This is a genomic window from Pseudogracilibacillus sp. SO10305, from assembly GCF_037072005.1.
Taxonomy (GTDB): Bacteria; Bacillota; Bacilli; order Bacillales; family Amphibacillaceae; genus Pseudogracilibacillus; species Pseudogracilibacillus intestinigallinarum.
The window spans coordinates 34,419-52,950 of sequence record NZ_JAXHDE010000011.1 but is presented as its reverse complement, the minus strand read 5'-3'; the positions used below and the strand labels follow the sequence as shown (position 1 = coordinate 52,950).

18 protein-coding genes and 4 tRNA genes are annotated in these 18,532 nt (G+C 36.7%); 1 reads left to right on the top strand and 21 read right to left on the bottom strand.

Annotation, left to right across the window (positions count from 1 at the left end):
* The first annotated feature begins 40 nt into the window (after positions 1-40).
* Entirely contained in the window at positions 41-1,225 is a 1,185-nt protein-coding gene (locus SPD45_RS09830) for a hypothetical protein (RefSeq protein WP_336267556.1), read from the top strand.
* Between the two features lie 242 nt (positions 1,226-1,467).
* Here the strand turns inward: SPD45_RS09830 and moaA are convergent, their stop codons facing one another.
* From moaA to SPD45_RS09725, 21 genes are all read right to left on the bottom strand, one after another.
* Positions 1,468-2,478 carry a GTP 3',8-cyclase MoaA gene (moaA, locus tag SPD45_RS09825; protein ID WP_336267555.1) on the bottom strand — a complete coding sequence of 337 codons (1,011 nt, stop codon included), beginning with the start codon at positions 2,476-2,478 and terminating at the stop codon, positions 1,468-1,470.
* Positions 2,463-3,056, bottom strand: a complete 594-nt coding sequence (locus tag SPD45_RS09820; RefSeq protein ID WP_336267554.1) for a molybdenum cofactor guanylyltransferase — start codon at positions 3,054-3,056, stop codon at positions 2,463-2,465. Before SPD45_RS09820 ends, moaA begins: the two co-directional genes overlap by 16 nt.
* A gap of 16 nt (positions 3,057-3,072) precedes the next feature.
* Positions 3,073-3,573, bottom strand: coding sequence for a molybdopterin-guanine dinucleotide biosynthesis protein B (gene mobB / locus SPD45_RS09815; RefSeq protein ID WP_336267553.1), 501 nt, complete (start codon positions 3,571-3,573; stop codon positions 3,073-3,075).
* Positions 3,561-4,811 (bottom strand): molybdopterin molybdotransferase MoeA, encoded by a 1,251-nt coding sequence (locus SPD45_RS09810; RefSeq protein WP_336267552.1) that lies wholly within the window; start codon positions 4,809-4,811, stop codon positions 3,561-3,563. Before SPD45_RS09810 ends, mobB begins: the two co-directional genes overlap by 13 nt.
* 6 nt (positions 4,812-4,817) lie before the next feature.
* Positions 4,818-5,465 carry a hypothetical protein gene (locus SPD45_RS09805; RefSeq protein ID WP_336267550.1) on the bottom strand — a complete coding sequence of 216 codons (648 nt, stop codon included), beginning with the start codon at positions 5,463-5,465 and terminating at the stop codon, positions 4,818-4,820.
* A gap of 288 nt (positions 5,466-5,753) precedes the next feature.
* Positions 5,754-6,086 (bottom strand): hypothetical protein, encoded by a 333-nt coding sequence (locus SPD45_RS09800; protein ID WP_336267549.1) that lies wholly within the window; start codon positions 6,084-6,086, stop codon positions 5,754-5,756.
* 75 nt (positions 6,087-6,161) lie between these two features.
* Complete coding sequence (locus tag SPD45_RS09795; protein ID WP_336267548.1) at positions 6,162-6,755, bottom strand: lysophospholipid acyltransferase family protein; 594 nt, start codon at positions 6,753-6,755, stop codon at positions 6,162-6,164.
* Between the two features lie 15 nt (positions 6,756-6,770).
* Complete coding sequence (locus SPD45_RS09790; protein ID WP_336267547.1) at positions 6,771-8,240, bottom strand: DHA2 family efflux MFS transporter permease subunit; 1,470 nt, start codon at positions 8,238-8,240, stop codon at positions 6,771-6,773.
* 105 nt (positions 8,241-8,345) lie between these two features.
* The gene (gene glmM / locus SPD45_RS09785; RefSeq protein WP_336267546.1) at positions 8,346-9,683 is read right to left on the bottom strand and encodes a phosphoglucosamine mutase; all 1,338 of its coding nucleotides are present in this window, start codon (positions 9,681-9,683) and stop codon (positions 8,346-8,348) included.
* Between the two features lie 37 nt (positions 9,684-9,720).
* A complete protein-coding gene (locus SPD45_RS09780) occupies positions 9,721-10,944 on the bottom strand; it encodes a CdaR family protein (RefSeq protein ID WP_336267545.1) in 1,224 nt (407 codons plus the stop codon).
* Positions 10,937-11,758 carry a diadenylate cyclase CdaA gene (gene cdaA / locus SPD45_RS09775; protein ID WP_336267544.1) on the bottom strand — a complete coding sequence of 274 codons (822 nt, stop codon included), beginning with the start codon at positions 11,756-11,758 and terminating at the stop codon, positions 10,937-10,939. Before cdaA ends, SPD45_RS09780 begins: the two co-directional genes overlap by 8 nt.
* A 140-nt stretch (positions 11,759-11,898) precedes the next feature.
* Positions 11,899-12,417: a hypothetical protein gene (locus tag SPD45_RS09770; protein ID WP_336267543.1), complete on the bottom strand. Its 519-nt coding sequence runs from the start codon at positions 12,415-12,417 to the stop codon at positions 11,899-11,901.
* A gap of 47 nt (positions 12,418-12,464) precedes the next feature.
* Positions 12,465-13,367: an arginase gene (gene rocF, locus SPD45_RS09765; protein ID WP_336267542.1), complete on the bottom strand. Its 903-nt coding sequence runs from the start codon at positions 13,365-13,367 to the stop codon at positions 12,465-12,467.
* A gap of 82 nt (positions 13,368-13,449) precedes the next feature.
* Entirely contained in the window at positions 13,450-14,532 is a 1,083-nt protein-coding gene (locus tag SPD45_RS09760) for a phosphomevalonate kinase (protein WP_336267541.1), read from the bottom strand.
* 15 nt (positions 14,533-14,547) lie between these two features.
* A complete protein-coding gene (mvaD, locus tag SPD45_RS09755; RefSeq protein WP_336267540.1) occupies positions 14,548-15,525 on the bottom strand; it encodes a diphosphomevalonate decarboxylase in 978 nt (325 codons plus the stop codon).
* Positions 15,526-15,595: 70 nt separating this feature from the next.
* Entirely contained in the window at positions 15,596-16,543 is a 948-nt protein-coding gene (gene mvk / locus SPD45_RS09750; protein WP_336267539.1) for a mevalonate kinase, read from the bottom strand.
* A gap of 17 nt (positions 16,544-16,560) precedes the next feature.
* Positions 16,561-17,850, bottom strand: a complete 1,290-nt coding sequence (locus SPD45_RS09745) for a hydroxymethylglutaryl-CoA reductase, degradative (RefSeq protein WP_336267538.1) — start codon at positions 17,848-17,850, stop codon at positions 16,561-16,563.
* Between the two features lie 245 nt (positions 17,851-18,095).
* A tRNA-Gln gene (locus SPD45_RS09740) sits at positions 18,096-18,170 on the bottom strand.
* A 7-nt stretch (positions 18,171-18,177) separates the two neighbouring features.
* Positions 18,178-18,262, bottom strand: a tRNA-Tyr gene (locus SPD45_RS09735).
* 21 nt (positions 18,263-18,283) lie between these two features.
* A tRNA-Thr gene (locus tag SPD45_RS09730) sits at positions 18,284-18,356 on the bottom strand.
* 4 nt (positions 18,357-18,360) lie between these two features.
* Positions 18,361-18,435 (bottom strand) — tRNA-Glu (locus SPD45_RS09725).
* Positions 18,436-18,532 lie beyond the last annotated feature (97 nt).

Below are 18,532 nucleotides of genomic sequence, written 5' to 3'. Positions count from 1 at the left end.
TTTTTTAAAGTCAAAATGTACATACAAGGAGGAATTCATATTGAAGCAATTATTAAAATGGGTGGTCATTAGTTTTGCCGTTATGATGCTTGTAAGTTGTAATATAACTAATGAAAATGAGAAGCCTAACGAGAAAAATAATATAGAAGCAGAAAATGCAGGAAATAATGAGGTTTTACAACAAGAAAACAGCATAATTGAACCAAAAAACCCTGACGCACCTCTCATTGATACGGATAAATCGATCAATCAACGTGAAGCTTTACTTAATTTATTTGAAGCTGCAAAGGACGAACCAATTATTAGTATTCTTGAACCTGGCGATGACTATATGAATATAAATATGTTTAATCGACCTCTAGAGGAAAAACAGCCAATTAGTGTAGAAACGTCGATTGATGTGACAGATGTCCTCGTACAACTGCTACAATCTTCCGTATTAACAGAATATGGAATCGATACATTTATGGAGGAAGATGAATCAGAAGCAACAAACATAGAGGAGTTTTCCGAAAATGGAAAAGAAGGAGTGTACTATCAAACAGATGACGGCGTATATGGTATGGCGTTTGAATTTGATGGGAGATTATATAATCCATTTATTTCTAATGTACAATCCACTGAAGATAAAGAAAAAATGCAAACATTGCTAAAGCTAATGACAAAATCAATGAATACAGAAAATGAAGGGGCATATAACCCGATTTACGATCACTTCACAATTGATTTAAATGAAGTTAAATTTCCATCATTTAATGAAGAACGTGTAGAAATGGAGTCTATCGGTGTACTAAATAATCCATCTGAAACCCCTTCTTCAAGGCATACAAATGAAGTAAGAGCTTTTTATAATATTGAACATTTAACATACGTTTTTCATATTAGAGCAGAACAATTAGAAATTTATGACGAAGATAGTAAGGAAACAGAATCTTTAAAAGCTGACAACGGTACAGAAGTAATCAAACATATGAGTATCAACGATGATGGCGAAGTAAATGACACATCATATGAATGGAAAGATGGTTCCTATTACTATGTTATCAACACTTCTGATACAGAAGATTTGTTGTCGGACGACGAAATCTTAACGATAATCGATTCTACAATAAAAGATAAGAGAGAGTTCGACCATCTTAACTCCTTTCAAAATTTAGACAAAGACTTTTCATTATCAAAAGAAGAAAAAGAGTTAGCGGAAATTATAAAAGAATTCGCTTCATAATAAAACGAGTAACGAGCTTGGAACATAAGTTAAGGTAGAACCTTACAATACGAATAATTCATGTTACATAACTAAAAAAGAAATGTACTGTTATTTTTTAGCGAGGAGTTGCTATGTCTCTTATAGTCTATAACTTATTGAGACTTAGCAAAGCTTTTTCTCCCGCAGAAATTTTTGTACATTTCTTTTTTTGAATGATCATTCGTATTTCATGGTAACTTCGTTGATCCAAACCCGATTATTTATCCACCAATATAACTCATATTTATCTTCTTTCGCTTTTTCGCAGTTTCTTCTGTTCGTTCATCAGAATAACGATCTGTTCGATTTTCCCAAACCGTCGTTAATGCTTCTAATAACTGTTCGTCTGAATATCCTTTCCGAACGAGTTCTTTTATATCAAATCCACTTGAAGCAAATAAACATGTATATATTTTCCCTTCCGAAGAAAGCCGCGCTCGCGTACAAGATGAACAAAATGATTCAGAAACAGAAGTAATAAAACCGACCTCGGCTCCATTATCTTTATATCGATATCGTTTCGCCACTTCCCCGAAATAGCTCGCTTCTACTGGCTCTAAATCGAAATTTTCGTTAAGCATATCATATATCTCTTTTTTAGAAACGACACGTTCAAAACTCCATGCATTATCATTTCCAACATCCATAAATTCAATATATCGTAAAGTAATTCCTCGTTCTTTAAAATACGTTGCCATCGGGATTATTTCTCGTTCATTGACCCCTTTTTGAACGACCATATTTACTTTAATTTCAAAACCAATTTCTTTGGCAAGATCAATATTTTTTAATACGATATCTGGAGTCGTTCCACGACCATTCATTTTGCCAAAAACCTCTTTTGACAGAGCATCTAAACTAATATTTAGACGACGTAATCCTGCATCAAATAAAGGCTGGGCATATTTTCCAAGCATTACTGCGTTCGTCGTTAATCCGATATCATGAATTCCTTCAATCGCGTATAATTTTTCGATTAAGTTTGGTAAGTCTTGTCTAAGTAAAGGTTCTCCACCAGTTAATCGTAATTTTTCTACACCTAGCGATGCAAATAATTCACTTAAACGGACAATTTCCTCGAATGTTAATAATTCCTCTTTTGGTAGGAATACATAATCATCCCCAAATATTTCCTTCGGCATACAATATGTGCATCGAAAATTACATCGGTCTGTCACCGAAATACGTAAATCACGAATGGGCCGACCAAATTTGTCTACAATCGGTTCCATGCTTCCAACCTCCTCTCTTCTTCCTTCGTATTAATATTGGAAAATATATGTGCTTCATCAGTTAATGATTTTCCCTCTACCATATGTACATATGGTTCTTTTAATACCGCCTTTATTTTATATTGCTTTTGTATGAGTGCTTCATAAATCAGTTGTTTCATTGATTTATCCCAAATAGAAACGAGTGCTTGAATATAATGTTCTGTTTTTACTACTGTAACACCTTTTTTATGTTTTTCAATAAGTTTTTTAATGACATCTTTCTCCATTAACGGCATATCACAAGGTAACACTACATATTGAGTACCTTCCACTGTTTCCATCGCACTATAAATACCAGCAAGTGGTCCACAACCAACAAAAGGCTCTACATCAGTTATAGTGACGATATTTTTTGGAAACAGGGCTTGTAAATCTTCTCGCGTTACTACGATAACCTCATCACAAAGATCATGTAAAATATTATATGACCATATATAAAATTTTTTATTTTTCCACGTTGCAAAAGCTTTCGGTTCCCCGTAACGACTAGATAACCCCCCAGCTAACAATATACCGATAACTCGTTCTTGTGCCATAGTCATATCCCTCAAATCAAAAAGCTTCTCTTAACCAACTACGTAACCAACTATTTAAGCGATCTTCAAATGTACGGGAAGCAATCGTTTCATAACGATCCGTTTCTACATCACCTACAACGAGCACAATTCCATCAAGTTGTTGTAATGTCTCCCATTCTTCTTCTGTTGCAAGCACTACTTTCTTTCCTTGTTCTTCTTTAAATCCTTCTACTAAAATAATATCCGGTTCATCTCGTCTTGCAAGTGCGATTAATTCCTTGTAAGAAGATTCTTTTTGCATAATTTGCTGTGTATAACCGCCCCCACTGACAAGTGACATATCAGCACCATGTGCAATATATTGCATGGAATCTTTCGCTTCATCTGGCATCGCAAGTTTTGCTCCATGGCCATGATGTTTAATTGCCGCTACTTTATAACCTGATTCCTTTAAATATGATATCCAATTTTTCATTAATGTTGTTTTTCCACTATTTTTATATCCGACTACATGTAATATCTTTACAGTATCCATTGTGCAACACCCTGTTCTTGTCCTAATAATAATACATCAATCTCTGCCCCTTTTACATAGCCTTCAGAACCACTAGGTAAAACGATGATGCAGTTTCCTCTAGCTATCGATGAAACGGCATTTGATTTATTAAAACCTGCAGGGGAAGCAACGATCTTTCCATTTTGAATATCCCAAGATGCGCGAATAAATCGTGTGAACGGATTCGCCTTTGTAAAATCTTCACCTAAGGATGCTTTCATCGTCGGTAAAAACAATTTTGTAGCACCCATCATTTTTAATAAAGCTGGACGAGCATACAATTCAAAGCCAGTAAAACATGCGGATGGATTTCCTGAAAGCCCAAATAATAATTTATCTCCTACTACAGCGACCGTTGTCACACTTCCTGGTCGCATCATAATTTTATCGAATAACACTGTCGCACCTAAACGTTCATAAATTTGCGGTAAATAATCATAATCACCTACCGACACCCCACCAGTCGTCATTACGACATCGGAATTTTCTAATGCTTCTTCTACGATTTTCGTACACGCATCTAAATTATCTTCCGACATCCCGTAAGAAGTAGCTTGAATACCCATCCGTTTGAGTTGTGCTTCTAGCATTGGCCCATTTGAATTTCGAATTTTCCCGTCTTGTAACGGTTCATCTACGTTTAATAACTCGGTACCTGTCGATAAAATACTAACACGAGGTTTTTTCCCGACTTCAACATTTGCATAGCCAAATGTTGCTAATAATGCGCTCGTACCAGGATGAATGATATCTCCTGCCTCTATGAGCATTTCGCCTTCTTTAGCATCTTCCCCTGTAAAAGAAATGTTTTCATGATGCTTAATTGGTGTGTTAATTGTAAAACCATCTTCTGTCGTTTCTGTATGCTCTAACATAATAATCGCGTCGGCACCTTCAGGCAATTTTGCCCCCGTCATAATTCGGTACGCTTCAAAAGGTTGAAGTCGTTTTCTTCCGACATAACCTGCACCAATGTCGCCGATTTTTTTAAAAGCAATCTTATTCGTTTTCGTTGCATGTACGGTATCTTCTGAACGAACGGCATACCCGTCATATGCAGAGCGGTCAAATGGAGGGACTGGGTGACTCGCAACTATCGGTGCGCGCAATACCCTCCCATATGCATCCTCAAGTTTGACAGTTTCGCTATGTAATTGTGTTGTATGTGCTAATACCTTTTCAATTGCTTCATGTACTGGAATTGCTGTTCGAATCATCTTAGTTTATTCCCCTTTCTTTTTGCTCGGAAAAAATGTATATGACCATGCGATAATCGTATCGATTACATAAATAACGAGCCATAAACGAACAATGTTCATAACCATTTCATGTTTATATGGTGCATGATGAATCGTCTCTTCTTCAAACCAAGACCAATCTTGAATATACGATAAAAACTCTGTCGCTTTATCTCCATATAATTGCCAAAAAATAATGTTAGCAATTATAAATGCGATGGTATGTCCGTACCACCATAAACGATAACGACGCGCTATATATTTAGGGTTTTGTTGTTTTTCCATTACTGCTCTATCTTTTTCTGTAAGCAAATCTACTTTCCGCCATTTTCCTACTGTTTGCTTGATATAACGGTCAAGTTTTTTAAAGTCACTGATTCCAAACGTACAAGCATATATAATAAAAATGAATACAACGATCTGAAATGTATCGATTTCCCCTGTTTGTCGATAATTTATGAAGGCAAGAATTCCTTCAAATATAATAAATAACAAAAATAATACGAGAAAAATTTGCCCTATTTTTACTCGATCAAACGCATAACGTAACAATAAAAATAGAAACAAAAAAATCCAAGAGGCTATTTCTAGGAAAATAAAAACTTCCCATTGATAGGTTTGGAACCATTCCACAATAAAACCTCGCTTTGCTTTTTATTTTATTGTACCAAACTGAAGTTAGAAATTCGAGATAGCGGTAACAATATTTTTTACTAGTAGTACATATCTAACCCTTTACAAATAGCCTTTTATTCAATTCCTCCTTTTAAACACTACTATTTTAAACATGTATCATATTTTTGACATATACGTGAACATCCTATATTTCCTTTTTTTTCGATATAAAAAAGGATTCCAGTATTAAATTGAACTGAAATCCCTTCTTATTTATGCTAGATTTTTCTAACACGATATTACTTTTTATTCATCTTTTTTCGTACCTTCAGTAAATGCATATAGTCCTACAGATAAAACGAAGACATACCCAATTACAATCCAGTAAATTAAGTTTGTTTCTTGTGTTTCTGCTGGTTCAGCATCTTCGTTTTCAGCATTATTTTCATTTGTTTCTGCCTCATTATTCGATTCTGCTTCGTCATTTGTTTCTTCATTTGCTTCTGTGTTTTCAGCTTGTTCGTTTACTGCTTCATTATTTTCGACATTTTCTTCATTTGCAAATACAGCTGTTGTAGGTACAATGAAACTCACTATTAAAGCAAGCATTGCACCGAATGTTACTAACCTTTTAAACATGAAAGCACCATCCTCTATGTATTATGATTACAACAAAATTATACCATATATTACGAATTTTATGAAAAGTAATATCTATTCTAGTCCTTCTTGTAATTCCTTCATCGCCTTGTTTAAATCTTCCATTAAATAATCTAACGCCTCTTTTTTAGGCACATCTTTTCTTAAATGAATCGGTTCTCCAAAGGCAATTTTGGCACGTTTAAAGCGAAATAACTCTTTAAAGTTATTCGGCCCTACATATGCTGCTGGAATAATTGGTGACTTTGCGTAACTTGCAATCGTCACTGCCCCACGCTTTAATGGTACATCTTCACTCGAGCGTGTTCCACTTGGAAATATACCGACAATTTTCCCGTCTTTAATTAAACGCATCGGCGTCTTAATGGAACTAGGCCCCGGGTTTTCTCGATCGACCGGAAAGGCATTTAAATGTTCCATTAACCACTTTAACCCCTTTGATTCGAACAACTCTTTCTTCGCCATATAATTTATTTTTAGTGGTAGTATAGAAATCCCTAACCATAAAATATCTACCCATCCTGTATGTGTACACGCAATAACGTAACCATCATTTTTAGGCAATTTCTCTCTTCCGAATACTTTAATTGGGCCACCAAAAATCGTTAAAAATACTTTTAAAGCATATCCTGCAATATAATATACCATTGTTTTATCCCTCTTTTACATACTTCCTTTTATGTTATTCTCATAAGGAATTGGTTTCTTAATAAAAAGTGCTAAAACTAGTGCAACAAACGCCAAAATGGTTGATATGAAAAATGCATGGTTAATTCCTTCTAACATCGCTAAATGTTCTAAAGACGCATCTGGCATCACTTTACCGGATGCTATTTTATCCGCTAGTTCTAAGCCAGCACTTTTTGATTTTGTTGTCATAATCGTTAATAAAAATGCTGTACCGATAGCACCTGACACTTGTTGTAACGTATTATTAATTGCCGTACCGTGTGGATTTGCCTCCATCGGAATTTCATTTAACCCATTCGTCATAACAGGCATCATTACAAGAGACATCCCAAACATACGCACTGTATAAATCGTCATTAAATAAAAATAACTATCTTCCATCGTTAGCGAACTTAATAGAAATGTAGTCGTCACCATCACTGTTAAACCGATCAACGCTAAAATTCGTGCCCCAAATTTATCGAATAAACGACCAGTAATCGGAGACATTAACCCCATAATGATTGCACCCGGCAACATCAGTATACCAGAATGAAACGGGGAAATCCCTCTAACTTCTTGCACATATAGAGGAGTTAAAATCATCCCTGAAAACATGGAAGCTGAGACAACGACTGAAATAACAGAAGATAAGGCAAACATTGGAAACCGATAAATACGAAAGTCTAACATTGGCTCACGTAGCGTAAACTGTCTACGAACAAATAAAAATAACGTAATCGTACCTACTGTAATCGGTACATAAACGAGATAATGATTCCATCCTAAATCTCCGACAGAACTAAATCCATACAATAATCCACCAAAAGCAATACTAGATAAAACGAGTGATAAAACGTCTAACGTCATATCTTTAATTGGTGTTAAGTTTTTTAAGCGGAATGACGCATAAATAAGTGCGATCATTCCAAACGGTAAAATGAGTGCGAATAAAATTCTCCAAGAATAATGCTCGACAATCCAACCAGATAAAGTTGGACCAATTGCTGGTGCGACAAACATTACAAGTCCGAAAAACCCCATCGCCGTTCCTCGCTTTTCAATTGGAAATACAATCAAAATAATATTCATTAAAAGTGGCATCATCATTCCGGAACCACTTGCTTGTAACATTCTCCCGAGCACTAAAATAGAAAAGTTTGGAGAAATCATCGCAATAAATGTTCCTAAAGTAAATAATGACATTGCAGTTAGAAATATTTTTCGATTTGAAAATCTTTGAGTTAAAAAGGCACTTGCTGGAATTAAAATTCCGTTAACAAGCATATAACTCGTCGTTACCCATTGCACCTTTGCAGGTGATACATCGAATTCCACCATAATCGTCGGAAGGGCGATGTTTAATAAAGTATTGTTTAATAATGCCGCAAAAGCACCGATAAACAAAATTGAGATCATTCCATACGGAGGATTCGCATGTATTTTTTTAATATCTAACTCCATTTACGTCCACCTCAATTTCACACAATTTGCCAATAAAAAAAGTTAAGACATAAGTAAAGGATATAAATGTCCAAAGACATTTTCCCGACTTATGCCCCACTTTTATTAAAATCCTAATGCTTTAATTTTATCAACAATTTGTTGTACGTATGTTTCACATGCATCTTCTGTTTCAGCTTCTACCATTACTCGAATTAAAGGTTCTGTTCCTGAAGGACGAACGAGCACCCTACCATCTGAACCTAAAGCTTGTTCGACTGCATCGATTTCAGCATAAACCTCATCACTATTTAATACAACATTTTTATCTGTTACTTCTACATTTTCTAATAATTGTGGGAAAATAGGCATTTCTGCTGCTAATTCAGACAGAGGTTTTCCAGTTTCTTTCATAATATTAACTAGCTGAATAGCCGTCAACATTCCGTCACCCGTTGTACTATGGTCTAAGAAAATAACGTGACCAGATTGTTCTCCACCGAAGTTATGTCCTTCTTCAACCATTTTCTCCATAACATAACGGTCTCCAACGTTAGATGTCACAACTTGAACACCTAGTTTTTCTAATGAGCGATGTAGCCCTAAGTTACTCATTACCGTTGCTACAACCGTTTCATTTTTCAATGCGCCTTTTTCATGTAAATGTTTCGCACAAATATACATTACTTGATCTCCATTTACAACTTCCCCATTTTCATCAACCGCAATTAAGCGATCTCCGTCTCCATCAAATGCTAGTCCAATGTCTAACTCTTTTTCTTTTACTAACGCTTGTAAATTTTCTGTCGCATTCGAACCATATCCATCATTGATATTTGTGCCGTTTGGTGAATTTCCAATTGTAAATAGCTCAGCATCTAAGTCAGCAAATAAATGTGCTGCAAGACTTGATGTTGCACCATTTGCACAATCTAAACCGACATACATGTCCGTGAATTCATGGTCTACTGTCTCTTGTAAATATGACAGATATTTTTGTGACCCTTCGAAATAGTTGCTCACTGTTCCAATACCATCACCAGTTGGACGTGGCAATGTATCTTCTTCATCCATTAATGCTTCTATTTCCGCTTCTTGTTCATCTGATAATTTATATCCACTTGGTCCAAAGATTTTAATCCCATTATCTCCAAATGGATTATGTGATGCAGAAATCATAATCCCCATTTCGGCATTCGTTACTTTTGTTAAATAAGCAACTCCTGGTGTCGAAATAACGCCTAATCTCATTACTTCTGCTCCAATGGATAAAAGCCCTGCCACAAGTGCTCCTTCTAGCATCGGACCAGAAACTCGAGTGTCTAAACCAATTAATACTTTTGGTTTCCCATCTTCTTTTTTAAATAGATGTCCACTTATTCTTCCTAATTTATAGGCTATTTCCGGTGTTAATGTTTCGTTTGCTACACCTCTTACACCATCTGTTCCAAAATATTTACCCAACTTTACCTCTCCTTTAATTCAATCATGCATATTCGCACTATTCATTCACTTCAACTGTAACTTTTTTCGGTTCAGCATCAAATTTAAAATCTTTCGGTCCTTCAATCGAAATATTTACTCTAGATTCTTTATCACTGTCAGTATTTGTAACATCAATCGATGCGATAATTTCTGATTCTTCCAATTCTTCCATAAGGGTATCCAATCCAATAGCTGTAACACTAATTGTGCCATCTTCTGGATGTTTAAATACTACTTTCTGATCCCCTTCTCCTTTAATTTCGATTGGAATTTCCTTAAATACCTTAGATTCCTTTAAAGTAATGTCTACTTTTATTTTTTCATCATTCACCGCAATACCTTCAGGTAGATTCAGGGGGACTTCTATAGCTCCAGAGCTCTCAATTTCACTTAAATCTATTTCCTCTGTCGAAATTTCCTTCACTTCATCTAACACGTCACGGCGACCGAAAATTTCAATTTCCTCTACTGCTTCCATTTTATCTATTTCAAACTTGTCCGGTAGTTTTCCTTTCGTTTTTACATCAAGTGGAACTTTTGTGCTTGGACGATCGACATCCATTGATACTGTTACACTTGATGGTTCTACCCGAACATTTAAATCATTCCCTTGTGCGTCATATACAATGATCGGTAACTCCTTATTACGTATGGACTCCCTTAAATCTGTCACATCCACAAACACCTTCACCATGGCGATTTGATCAATAACTTCTTGTGAGCTAACAATCGTCACAGTTTCCGGATCGACTGATGGTTCACCTAGTTCGTATCCAACAGGTAATTTGTCCAAGTTCGTAATATCAACATCAACTGAAAACTCTTGCATTGCCCGCTTTTCAATTTGAACATCGATTGTTTTCGGTTCAATATAGGCATTTACTTCTTTCGGTATATTATCGTATTCGACCTCAACCGTATGAGACCCTTCTTCTAATTCACGTAAATCAACAAAAACTGTAAATGATTGCTGTCGAACAATCGGAGTTAACACACTCGTCTTACCTTCTAGTGAAACTTTTACATGTTCAGGCACACCACTTACAACATAATTTTCGGCGTCAATTTTGATTTCTAAAGGTACTTCATCAATCACTTCTGTTTCTTTGGAACTTGTCGTTTCAATTCGTGACTCATTTTGACCCGGGTTTGTTTCCACTGTTACGAATAAATACAATGTTATTGCTAATACGAGGGAAATAACCCTTATAAACCATTTACTTTGAAATAATTTATCCATTCTTTTTCGCCCTCCAATTAAATGCCTTTGATTCAGGGCTCTTCAATGTTTGTGTTAAGTTTCGTTCTAAAATGGAACGTAAACGATCTTCGTCAATATCTCGGTATAATTCCCCATACTGTGTGCAAGAGATCGCACCAGTTTCTTCGGATACGATGATCGTTAATGCGTCTGTTACTTCACTAATTCCTAAGGCAGCTCTATGACGTGTCCCCAGGTCTCTAGAAATTGTCGCACTTTCAGAAAGTGGTAAGTAACATGCTGCAGCTACAATTTCATTATCTTTAATAATAACCGCACCATCATGCAATGGTGTGTTTGGTGTAAATATATTCGTTAATAATTGATTCGTTAAATTACCATTAATCGGGATTCCAGTTTCAGCATACTCTCCCGTCCCTGTTTCTAATTCAATCGTTATTAATGCTCCAATGCGTCGCTTCGCCATATACAAACAAGAAGCAACAATCGCATTAATCGTTTGTTCCATTACTTCTTCTTCTGAACGTGTACTTCTTGAAAAAATACTTCCACGCCCTAACTGTTCTAACGCTCTACGTAATTCTGGTTGGAATAAAATAATGATGACGAGGAAACCCCATAAAATAGCTTGGTTCGTTATCCATTGAATCGTTTGTAAATTAAATAAAATACTTAATGCCCAAATGAAGATAACAACGACAATTCCTTTTAATAATTGGATTGCCTTCGTTCCTCTAATAATCATAATTAATTTATATAAAACATACCAGACGATAGCGATATCTACGCCAATTCTTAAAATATTGATGAGATCGAGTCCATCCGCTAGCACGTCGACACTTCCTTTTTATAGCCAAATAATATATCGTATATTATACCATAATCTATGCACCATGTATGTAATCATGGTTGAAAACATTTCCTTTACAATAAAAAAGTTAAGTACGCTATGAAACGGCTTAACTTTTTTCGTTATATATGTGGATTGATTTTTGTAGGTTCTTGTAAGTTGGCTGTTGATTTTTGTAGGTTCGGCGTGAGTTCTTGCAGGTTCATTCTATATTCTTGCAACTTCGACATGCATTCTTGCAACTTTGACCTGTATTCTTGCAACTCCACCGCGCATTCTTGCAACTTTGACCTGTATTCTTGCAACTCCACCGCGCATTCTTGCAACTTCGACCGGTATTCTTGCAACTTTGACCTGCATTCTTGCAACTCCACTGCGTATTCTTGCAACTTTGACCTGTATTCTTGCAACTCCACCGCGCATTCTTGCAACTTCGACCTGTATTCTTGCAACTTTGACCCATATTCTTGCAACTTTGACCTGTATTCTTGCAACTCCACCACACATTCTTGCAACTTCGACCGGTATTCTTGCAACTTTGACCTGTATTCTTGCAACTCCACCACACATTCTTGCAACTTCGACCGGTATTCTTGCAACTCCACCGCGCATTCTTGCAACTCCACCGCGTATTCTTGCAACTATACATTAAACGACAGCGTCCTTGCCTTTCCTTAAAACTTAAAACTTAAAATAATGTTTCTCCAAATAATGAACCTATTAAGGCGACGGTTAGTTCAGCGGTTTTATTTCGAGCATCTAAAATAGGGTTTACTTCTACAAATTCTGCTGAAGTGATACCTTTCGTTTTTGCTAGGAGTTCTAATGCAACATGTGCCTCACGATACGTTATTCCTCCAATTACAGGAGTTCCAACACCTGGTGCTTCTGATGGATCTAATACATCTAAATCAAAACTTACATGAATTTTATCTGTTCGGTCTTGTAAATATTGTAATGCTTCATCCATTACAGCCTTCATTCCCATTGTATCCACTTCATGCATCGTAAACACCTTTACATTTAACTGGCGTAACAATTCAATTTCTCCTCGGTCTAATTCACGCACCCCAATTAAAACGACATTTTCAGGTTGTATTTTTGTTTTCGCTTCAAATAGATGAACGAGAGAAGGATGGCCATGCCCTACACTTGCAGCTAAAGACATACCATGAATATTGCCGGATGGAGAGGTTTTATCTGTGTTCATATCACCATGTGCATCAAACCAAATAACACCAATATTTTCATAGTGTTTCGCTATGCCGGCAAGTGATCCAATTGCGATACTATGGTCTCCACCAAATACAAGTGGAAAATCGCCTCGTTCTATCGTTTCATCTACCGTATTTGCTAACGTTTCGTTCACTTTTTTTACCGCGGTTAAATTGTTTAAGTTTTCCGCTACATGACTATCCTCACTTGCTACATCCACTACTTTTATATCACCAAAATCAGATACATCATATTGCAAAGTTTGCAATTTTTCTATTACACCTGCATAACGAATTGCTTGTGGTCCCATGTCGACACCACGTTTCAATTGGCCTAAATCCATCGGTACTCCAATAACAGAGATATTTCGTTTCATTAAAATAACCCCCTCACTTCATATATAATTTTATTTTATATGAAGTGAGGAGGTTGACTCAACTCAACAAAAATTTGTATATTTATTCAGCACGTTCATATACATTTATTGTTAAAGGTTTGATATTCAATTGTTCCCAAGCTCCATACAACTCATCCACGTCTTTATCGAGTGGTAAGAAGGCTATGCCACAATCTCCGCCCCCGGCACCAGATAGTTTCCCAGCACCACCGAGTTTGACTGCTTCATCTCGCAATTTACGAAGTTTTTCTGTTTCAATTGGTACTTTTGCAATATTGCCCATTTCCGCTAAAGCAATACGATTTTGCTCGATACCTTTCAAAAATTTTGCGACATTTTCTGTTTCCATCCCTTCAATCATCAACAATACCGCCGTTTTACTTTTAACTAAAAATGCTTCATAAACGGATCGATCATCCATTTTCTTTACTTCTTTTACTAAGCTTTTTGTTGATGCAGCCTTTCCTGTCCAACCGACAGCTAGTTGAATCGATGGTGGAAACTTCAATTGTTTAATCGATAAATACTTCCAATCTTTTTCAATCAATTCTGTTATTGAACGTGTTTTTCGGAATTGACTTAAAAGCCATTCTGCTTGGAAAGAAGTGTATAAAAGGACACCACCATATGTCGAAGCTGCAATATCTGCACCAGAACCATTTCCTTGAGTTTTCACATGTGATATCGATGCTAATTTAAATACGAGTTCATCTGTCACTTTATCTCCGAGAAATAGTTGTAAAATAGCCCTCACGACCGAAGTAACAACTGCCGCACTAGAACCTAGGCCAAATTTTACACCTGTCTTTTTATCATCGAGCTCACTATGTACAGTGATTGTAAATGGCTCAATTTCGATGTTTTGTTCCTTTAAATACCTTAATGTATAAGACATCGCATCATTCACAAAGGACATGCGTCTGCTCGAATGATGAATATGCACTCTCTTTTTTAAAAAATCCCATGTTGCAGAGGGGACTTCTACATCTGGCAAACAAACACGACTAATCGGAGTTTTTTCAATCGTCGTTTCTACAAAACGATTGACAGCCATCACAATTAATGGATGATGCTTTTCTAATACAGCAAATTCTCCAGCAACCATTAATTTACCTGGTACCTTTATTTTTATCGCCTGTTCCATTAATGTGCTGCCTCCTTATTTATACGAAATACCTGCCCCAACTTTACTTACGATAATTTTTTCTACACCTCGTGCAGCTTCTAATGTTCGTAACACTTCTCCCTCATGTTCTGGTAAATAGATTACTTTCACATTCGGACCTGCATCGATGGTAAAATATGCTGGAATATCTTTTTTTCGTAAATTTTGTACAGTTTGCATTAAAGACATTGTCGTATCTTGCCAATACGTAAACGGAGGTGTCGCCCCAAATGTTGTCGCATGCATTTTTAAACAATTCGCTTCTGCCACTTTACCAACTTTCTCAAAATCTTTATCACGAATTCCTTCTTTAATCGTCTCCATGTCTTTCGGTAAACTTTGTAACCAACCATCATAAAACACGGATGTTTCCACAGTCCTCCTCATTCCTACACGACTTGAAACATCTTTTTCCTCTGCGGTTAACACAACGGCTGCTACCCGAATATCCCAGTGATCCTGTGGTGCAACTTGTACTGCGAATGAATCTTGGCCATCATCACGTTCCCCCATTTGCCACTCTACAAATCCACCATAAATAGAGCGACAAGCCGAACCAGACCCTTGACGTGTAAAACGTGATAAATCTTCATCTGATAACTGTAAATCAAGTGCTTTTGACGTTGCTCCAGCCAATGCAGCAAATCCTGATGCACTTGAAGCAAATCCAGCTGCTGTTGGAACTTTATTCGTGGAAGTTACTTCGGCAAATAACCCTTGTTTATTCGCATAATTACGGAATAAATTTAAATAGTTTGTAACACGATCATATGCTACACCTGTTACTTCTTTATTATCTAAAACAAATACATCCTCTTGTAAATCTTCGTGGAATTGCACGGTCGTTTCGGTATGTAATCCATCCAACGTAACTGATAAGCTACTATTTGTCGGTAAAATTAACTCCTCGTTCCGTTTTCCCCAATATTTAATTAACGCAATATTCGTATGTGCTTTCGCTGTTCCCTTCATGTTCATACCCCTTTACATATTTGTTATATACAGACAAATAGGAAACCGGGCAGCCGATTTCCTTCATTTTTTATTCGATATGTTCATTTTTAAGGACGAATGGCCAAACAGCTTGTGCCCCAAACTGTTTTAGCTTTTCACTTAATTGTTTTGAATGTAGTTCATTTTGTGCCAAGGCAATCATACAACCACCTTTTCCAGCCCCAGTTAATTTTGCACCAAGTGCACCTTCTTTTCGGGCAAACTGAATTAATCTTTCTAAACCTTCATTACTAACTCCTAATAATTCCAATTCATGTTGCGCCTCGTTTAATAAATAACCGAGGACCTTTTTACTCGATTTTTCTAATGCTTCACGTACTTGATACGTAATTTCACCAATACGCTCTACGGCACCGTACATTTTTTCAGGAGCTGTTTTTAAAAGTTCTTTTACGTTCGCTACAGATGATTTTGTATCTGCCATCATTCCTGTATCTGCAACGACGAAGTAAAACGTCCCTTTAGGTTCAATATAATCAACTGATGCTTCCTTTTGATACCAAACAGGACTCGATGATGTTATCGTAATCGAATCAATTCCACTTGGTGCTCCATGTGCATATGTTTCAGCAATATTTGCTAGCTTTAATAGTTGATCATTTGTATACGGTGTATTTGTATAATGAAACAACGACCTTACAATCGCAATAGCGACAGATGCACTAGAACCTAACCCTTTTCCAGGAGGTATCGTTGAGTGGATTTGAATCAGTAAATTTTCTGCAGGAACCCGTAAACAAATTAATGTTTCCTTTATCGTTTGTACAATGCCTGATAATTGCGTTGGCGCCTCATCTAAAAGGCCATTATACAATTCACTTTCCAAACGAATGGGTCCTTCTATTTCCTGAACACTCGATTCGACCTTAATTAAAGGAAATGGCAAAGCAATCGCTGGTTGTCCATGAACAACAGCATGCTCGCCTACTAATATTAATTTACTACTCGCTACTCCAATAGCTCTATTTTCTGACATAGGTATCATTTCCACATTCATTTTTTATACTCTTCCAGTAGTTGCTCTGCATAGCCAACTCGGATTTCTTTCGCTTCTACTAACTTCTCTGCAATAACATCTACTAATTCCCCTGTCGCACCTGCTGCAACCGCTACTGAGCGAGAATGAAGACGCATATGTCCTTTTTGAATACCGTCAGTTGCAAGAGCTTTAATTGCTCCTAAGTTTTGAGCTAGTCCAACTGTTACGATAATACGTGCAAGCTCTTCGGCAGATTCCACACGTAAAATGTCGTAAACTACTTGAGCCATTGGATGTACACGGCTCGCACCACCGACAATTCCTAGCGACATAGGTAATTCAAGTTCTCCAACTAAATTTCCCTTTTCATCTACAGACCACTTCGTCATAGAACTGTATTGACCATCTCGTGCGGCATACGCATGTGCTCCAGCCTCAATGGCACGCCAATCATTCCCCGTTGCAATAACAACAGGGTCAATTCCGTTCATAATCCCTTTATTATGTGTAACAGCACGATAAGGATCAGAAGCCGCAAATTCGTACGCTAATACGACACCATCACGTACTTCCTCCCCTGTAAAACTATCTGTTTCTAATAAATGCGGTGGTATAACACAAGTCGCTTTTGCTAAACATTGATCAGCAAAATTCGATAAAATTCGTAAATATACTTTTCCTTCTGTTAAATGCTCCACAACTGGTGCAAGTGATTCCGCCATTGTATTAATGATGTTTGCACCCATTGCATCACACGTATTTACGTAAATATGAACTACGAGCATTTTCGTATATTTTGATCCATCTTCATTAATAATACGAACATCTAAATCAACCGCTCCACCACCACGAGCAACTAAGCTCGGATACGCATCATTTGCTGCTTTAATAAGCATTTCTTTTTGATCTAATACGGCTTGTTTTGCTTTTTCAAAATCTGGGCAACCGACAACTTGAATTTGGCCAATCATAATTCTATCTGTCGCTTCTGTTTTAAATCCACCAGCCTCACGTACAATTTTCGCAATATAACTAGCTGAAGCGATGATCGATGGTTCTTCCACTGCCATTGGAATGACATAATCTTTCCCATCAATTAAAAAGTTCAATCCTAATCCTAAAGGTAACGAAAATGTTCCAATAACATTTTCGATCATTTTGTCTGCAATATTTTCTGGTAAATTTACCATATCATTCAACTGTGATTTTGCTACATCATCTAGTTGAAATAATGTACTAATATGTTCTTTTCGTTCCTCAACAGTCATTTTATAAAAACCAGGAATTCTAGAAGAAATATCCATTTCATTCACCCTTAACTAAAAATTATGTTCATTTTTCTTCATTTATTATTTTCCGAACAAATCCTGCATTTCATTATATCAAAAGTACTTATAAATTTCCTATATATCTTGCTTTTTCTTCAAAAAATACGATACCTTTTCATATAATCCACTGAAATAGTCATAAAAACAAAAATAAACAAGGTAAGTTTAAAAAACCTCCCTTGTTTATTTTATCTATATTTATAACTTATAATTGTAATAATTGGCTGGGCTACTAGGATTCGAACCTAGGAATGACGGAACCAAAATCCGTTGCCTTACCGCTTGGCTATAGCCCAATATCCATGGTGGAGGGGGGCAGATTCGAACTGCCGAACCCGATGGGAGCGGATTTACAGTCCGCCGCGTTTAGCCACTTCGCTACCCCTCCAATATTTTTTCATTAAAAAAATGCCGGCCAGAGGACTTGAACCCCCAACCTACTGATTACAAGTCAGTTGCTCTACCAATTGAGCTAGGCCGGCATGATGGTGACCCCTACGGGACTCGAACCCGTGTTACCGCCGTGAAAGGGCGGTGTCTTAACCGCTTGACCAAGGGGCCTTACTTATGTATATGTTGCATCGCCTTTTTGACAGTCAACATTTTTTATTATAGAGAACATTTTTTGCTTTGTAAAGTATTTTGCATATTTTTTGAA

Bases quoted from the DNA above. Each gene is read 5' to 3' on its own strand.
- moaA (WP_336267555.1), bottom strand. From the start codon at position 2,478: ATGGAACCGATTGTAGACAAATTTGGTCGGCCCATTCGTGATTTACGT.
- SPD45_RS09820 (WP_336267554.1), bottom strand. From the start codon at position 3,056: ATGGCACAAGAACGAGTTATCGGTATATTGTTAGCTGGGGGGTTATCT.
- mobB (WP_336267553.1), bottom strand. From the start codon at position 3,573: ATGGATACTGTAAAGATATTACATGTAGTCGGATATAAAAATAGTGGA.
- SPD45_RS09810 (WP_336267552.1), bottom strand. From the start codon at position 4,811: ATGATTCGAACAGCAATTCCAGTACATGAAGCAATTGAAAAGGTATTA.
- SPD45_RS09800 (WP_336267549.1), bottom strand. From the start codon at position 6,086: ATGTTTAAAAGGTTAGTAACATTCGGTGCAATGCTTGCTTTAATAGTG.
- SPD45_RS09795 (WP_336267548.1), bottom strand. From the start codon at position 6,755: ATGGTATATTATATTGCAGGATATGCTTTAAAAGTATTTTTAACGATT.
- SPD45_RS09790 (WP_336267547.1), bottom strand. From the start codon at position 8,240: ATGGAGTTAGATATTAAAAAAATACATGCGAATCCTCCGTATGGAATG.
- SPD45_RS09780 (WP_336267545.1), bottom strand. From the start codon at position 10,944: ATGGATAAATTATTTCAAAGTAAATGGTTTATAAGGGTTATTTCCCTC.
- rocF (WP_336267542.1), bottom strand. From the start codon at position 13,367: ATGAAACGAAATATCTCTGTTATTGGAGTACCGATGGATTTAGGCCAA.
- SPD45_RS09760 (WP_336267541.1), bottom strand. From the start codon at position 14,532: ATGGAACAGGCGATAAAAATAAAGGTACCAGGTAAATTAATGGTTGCT.
- mvaD (WP_336267540.1), bottom strand. From the start codon at position 15,525: ATGAAGGGAACAGCGAAAGCACATACGAATATTGCGTTAATTAAATAT.
- mvk (WP_336267539.1), bottom strand. From the start codon at position 16,543: ATGTCAGAAAATAGAGCTATTGGAGTAGCGAGTAGTAAATTAATATTA.
- SPD45_RS09745 (WP_336267538.1), bottom strand. From the start codon at position 17,850: ATGGATATTTCTTCTAGAATTCCTGGTTTTTATAAAATGACTGTTGAG.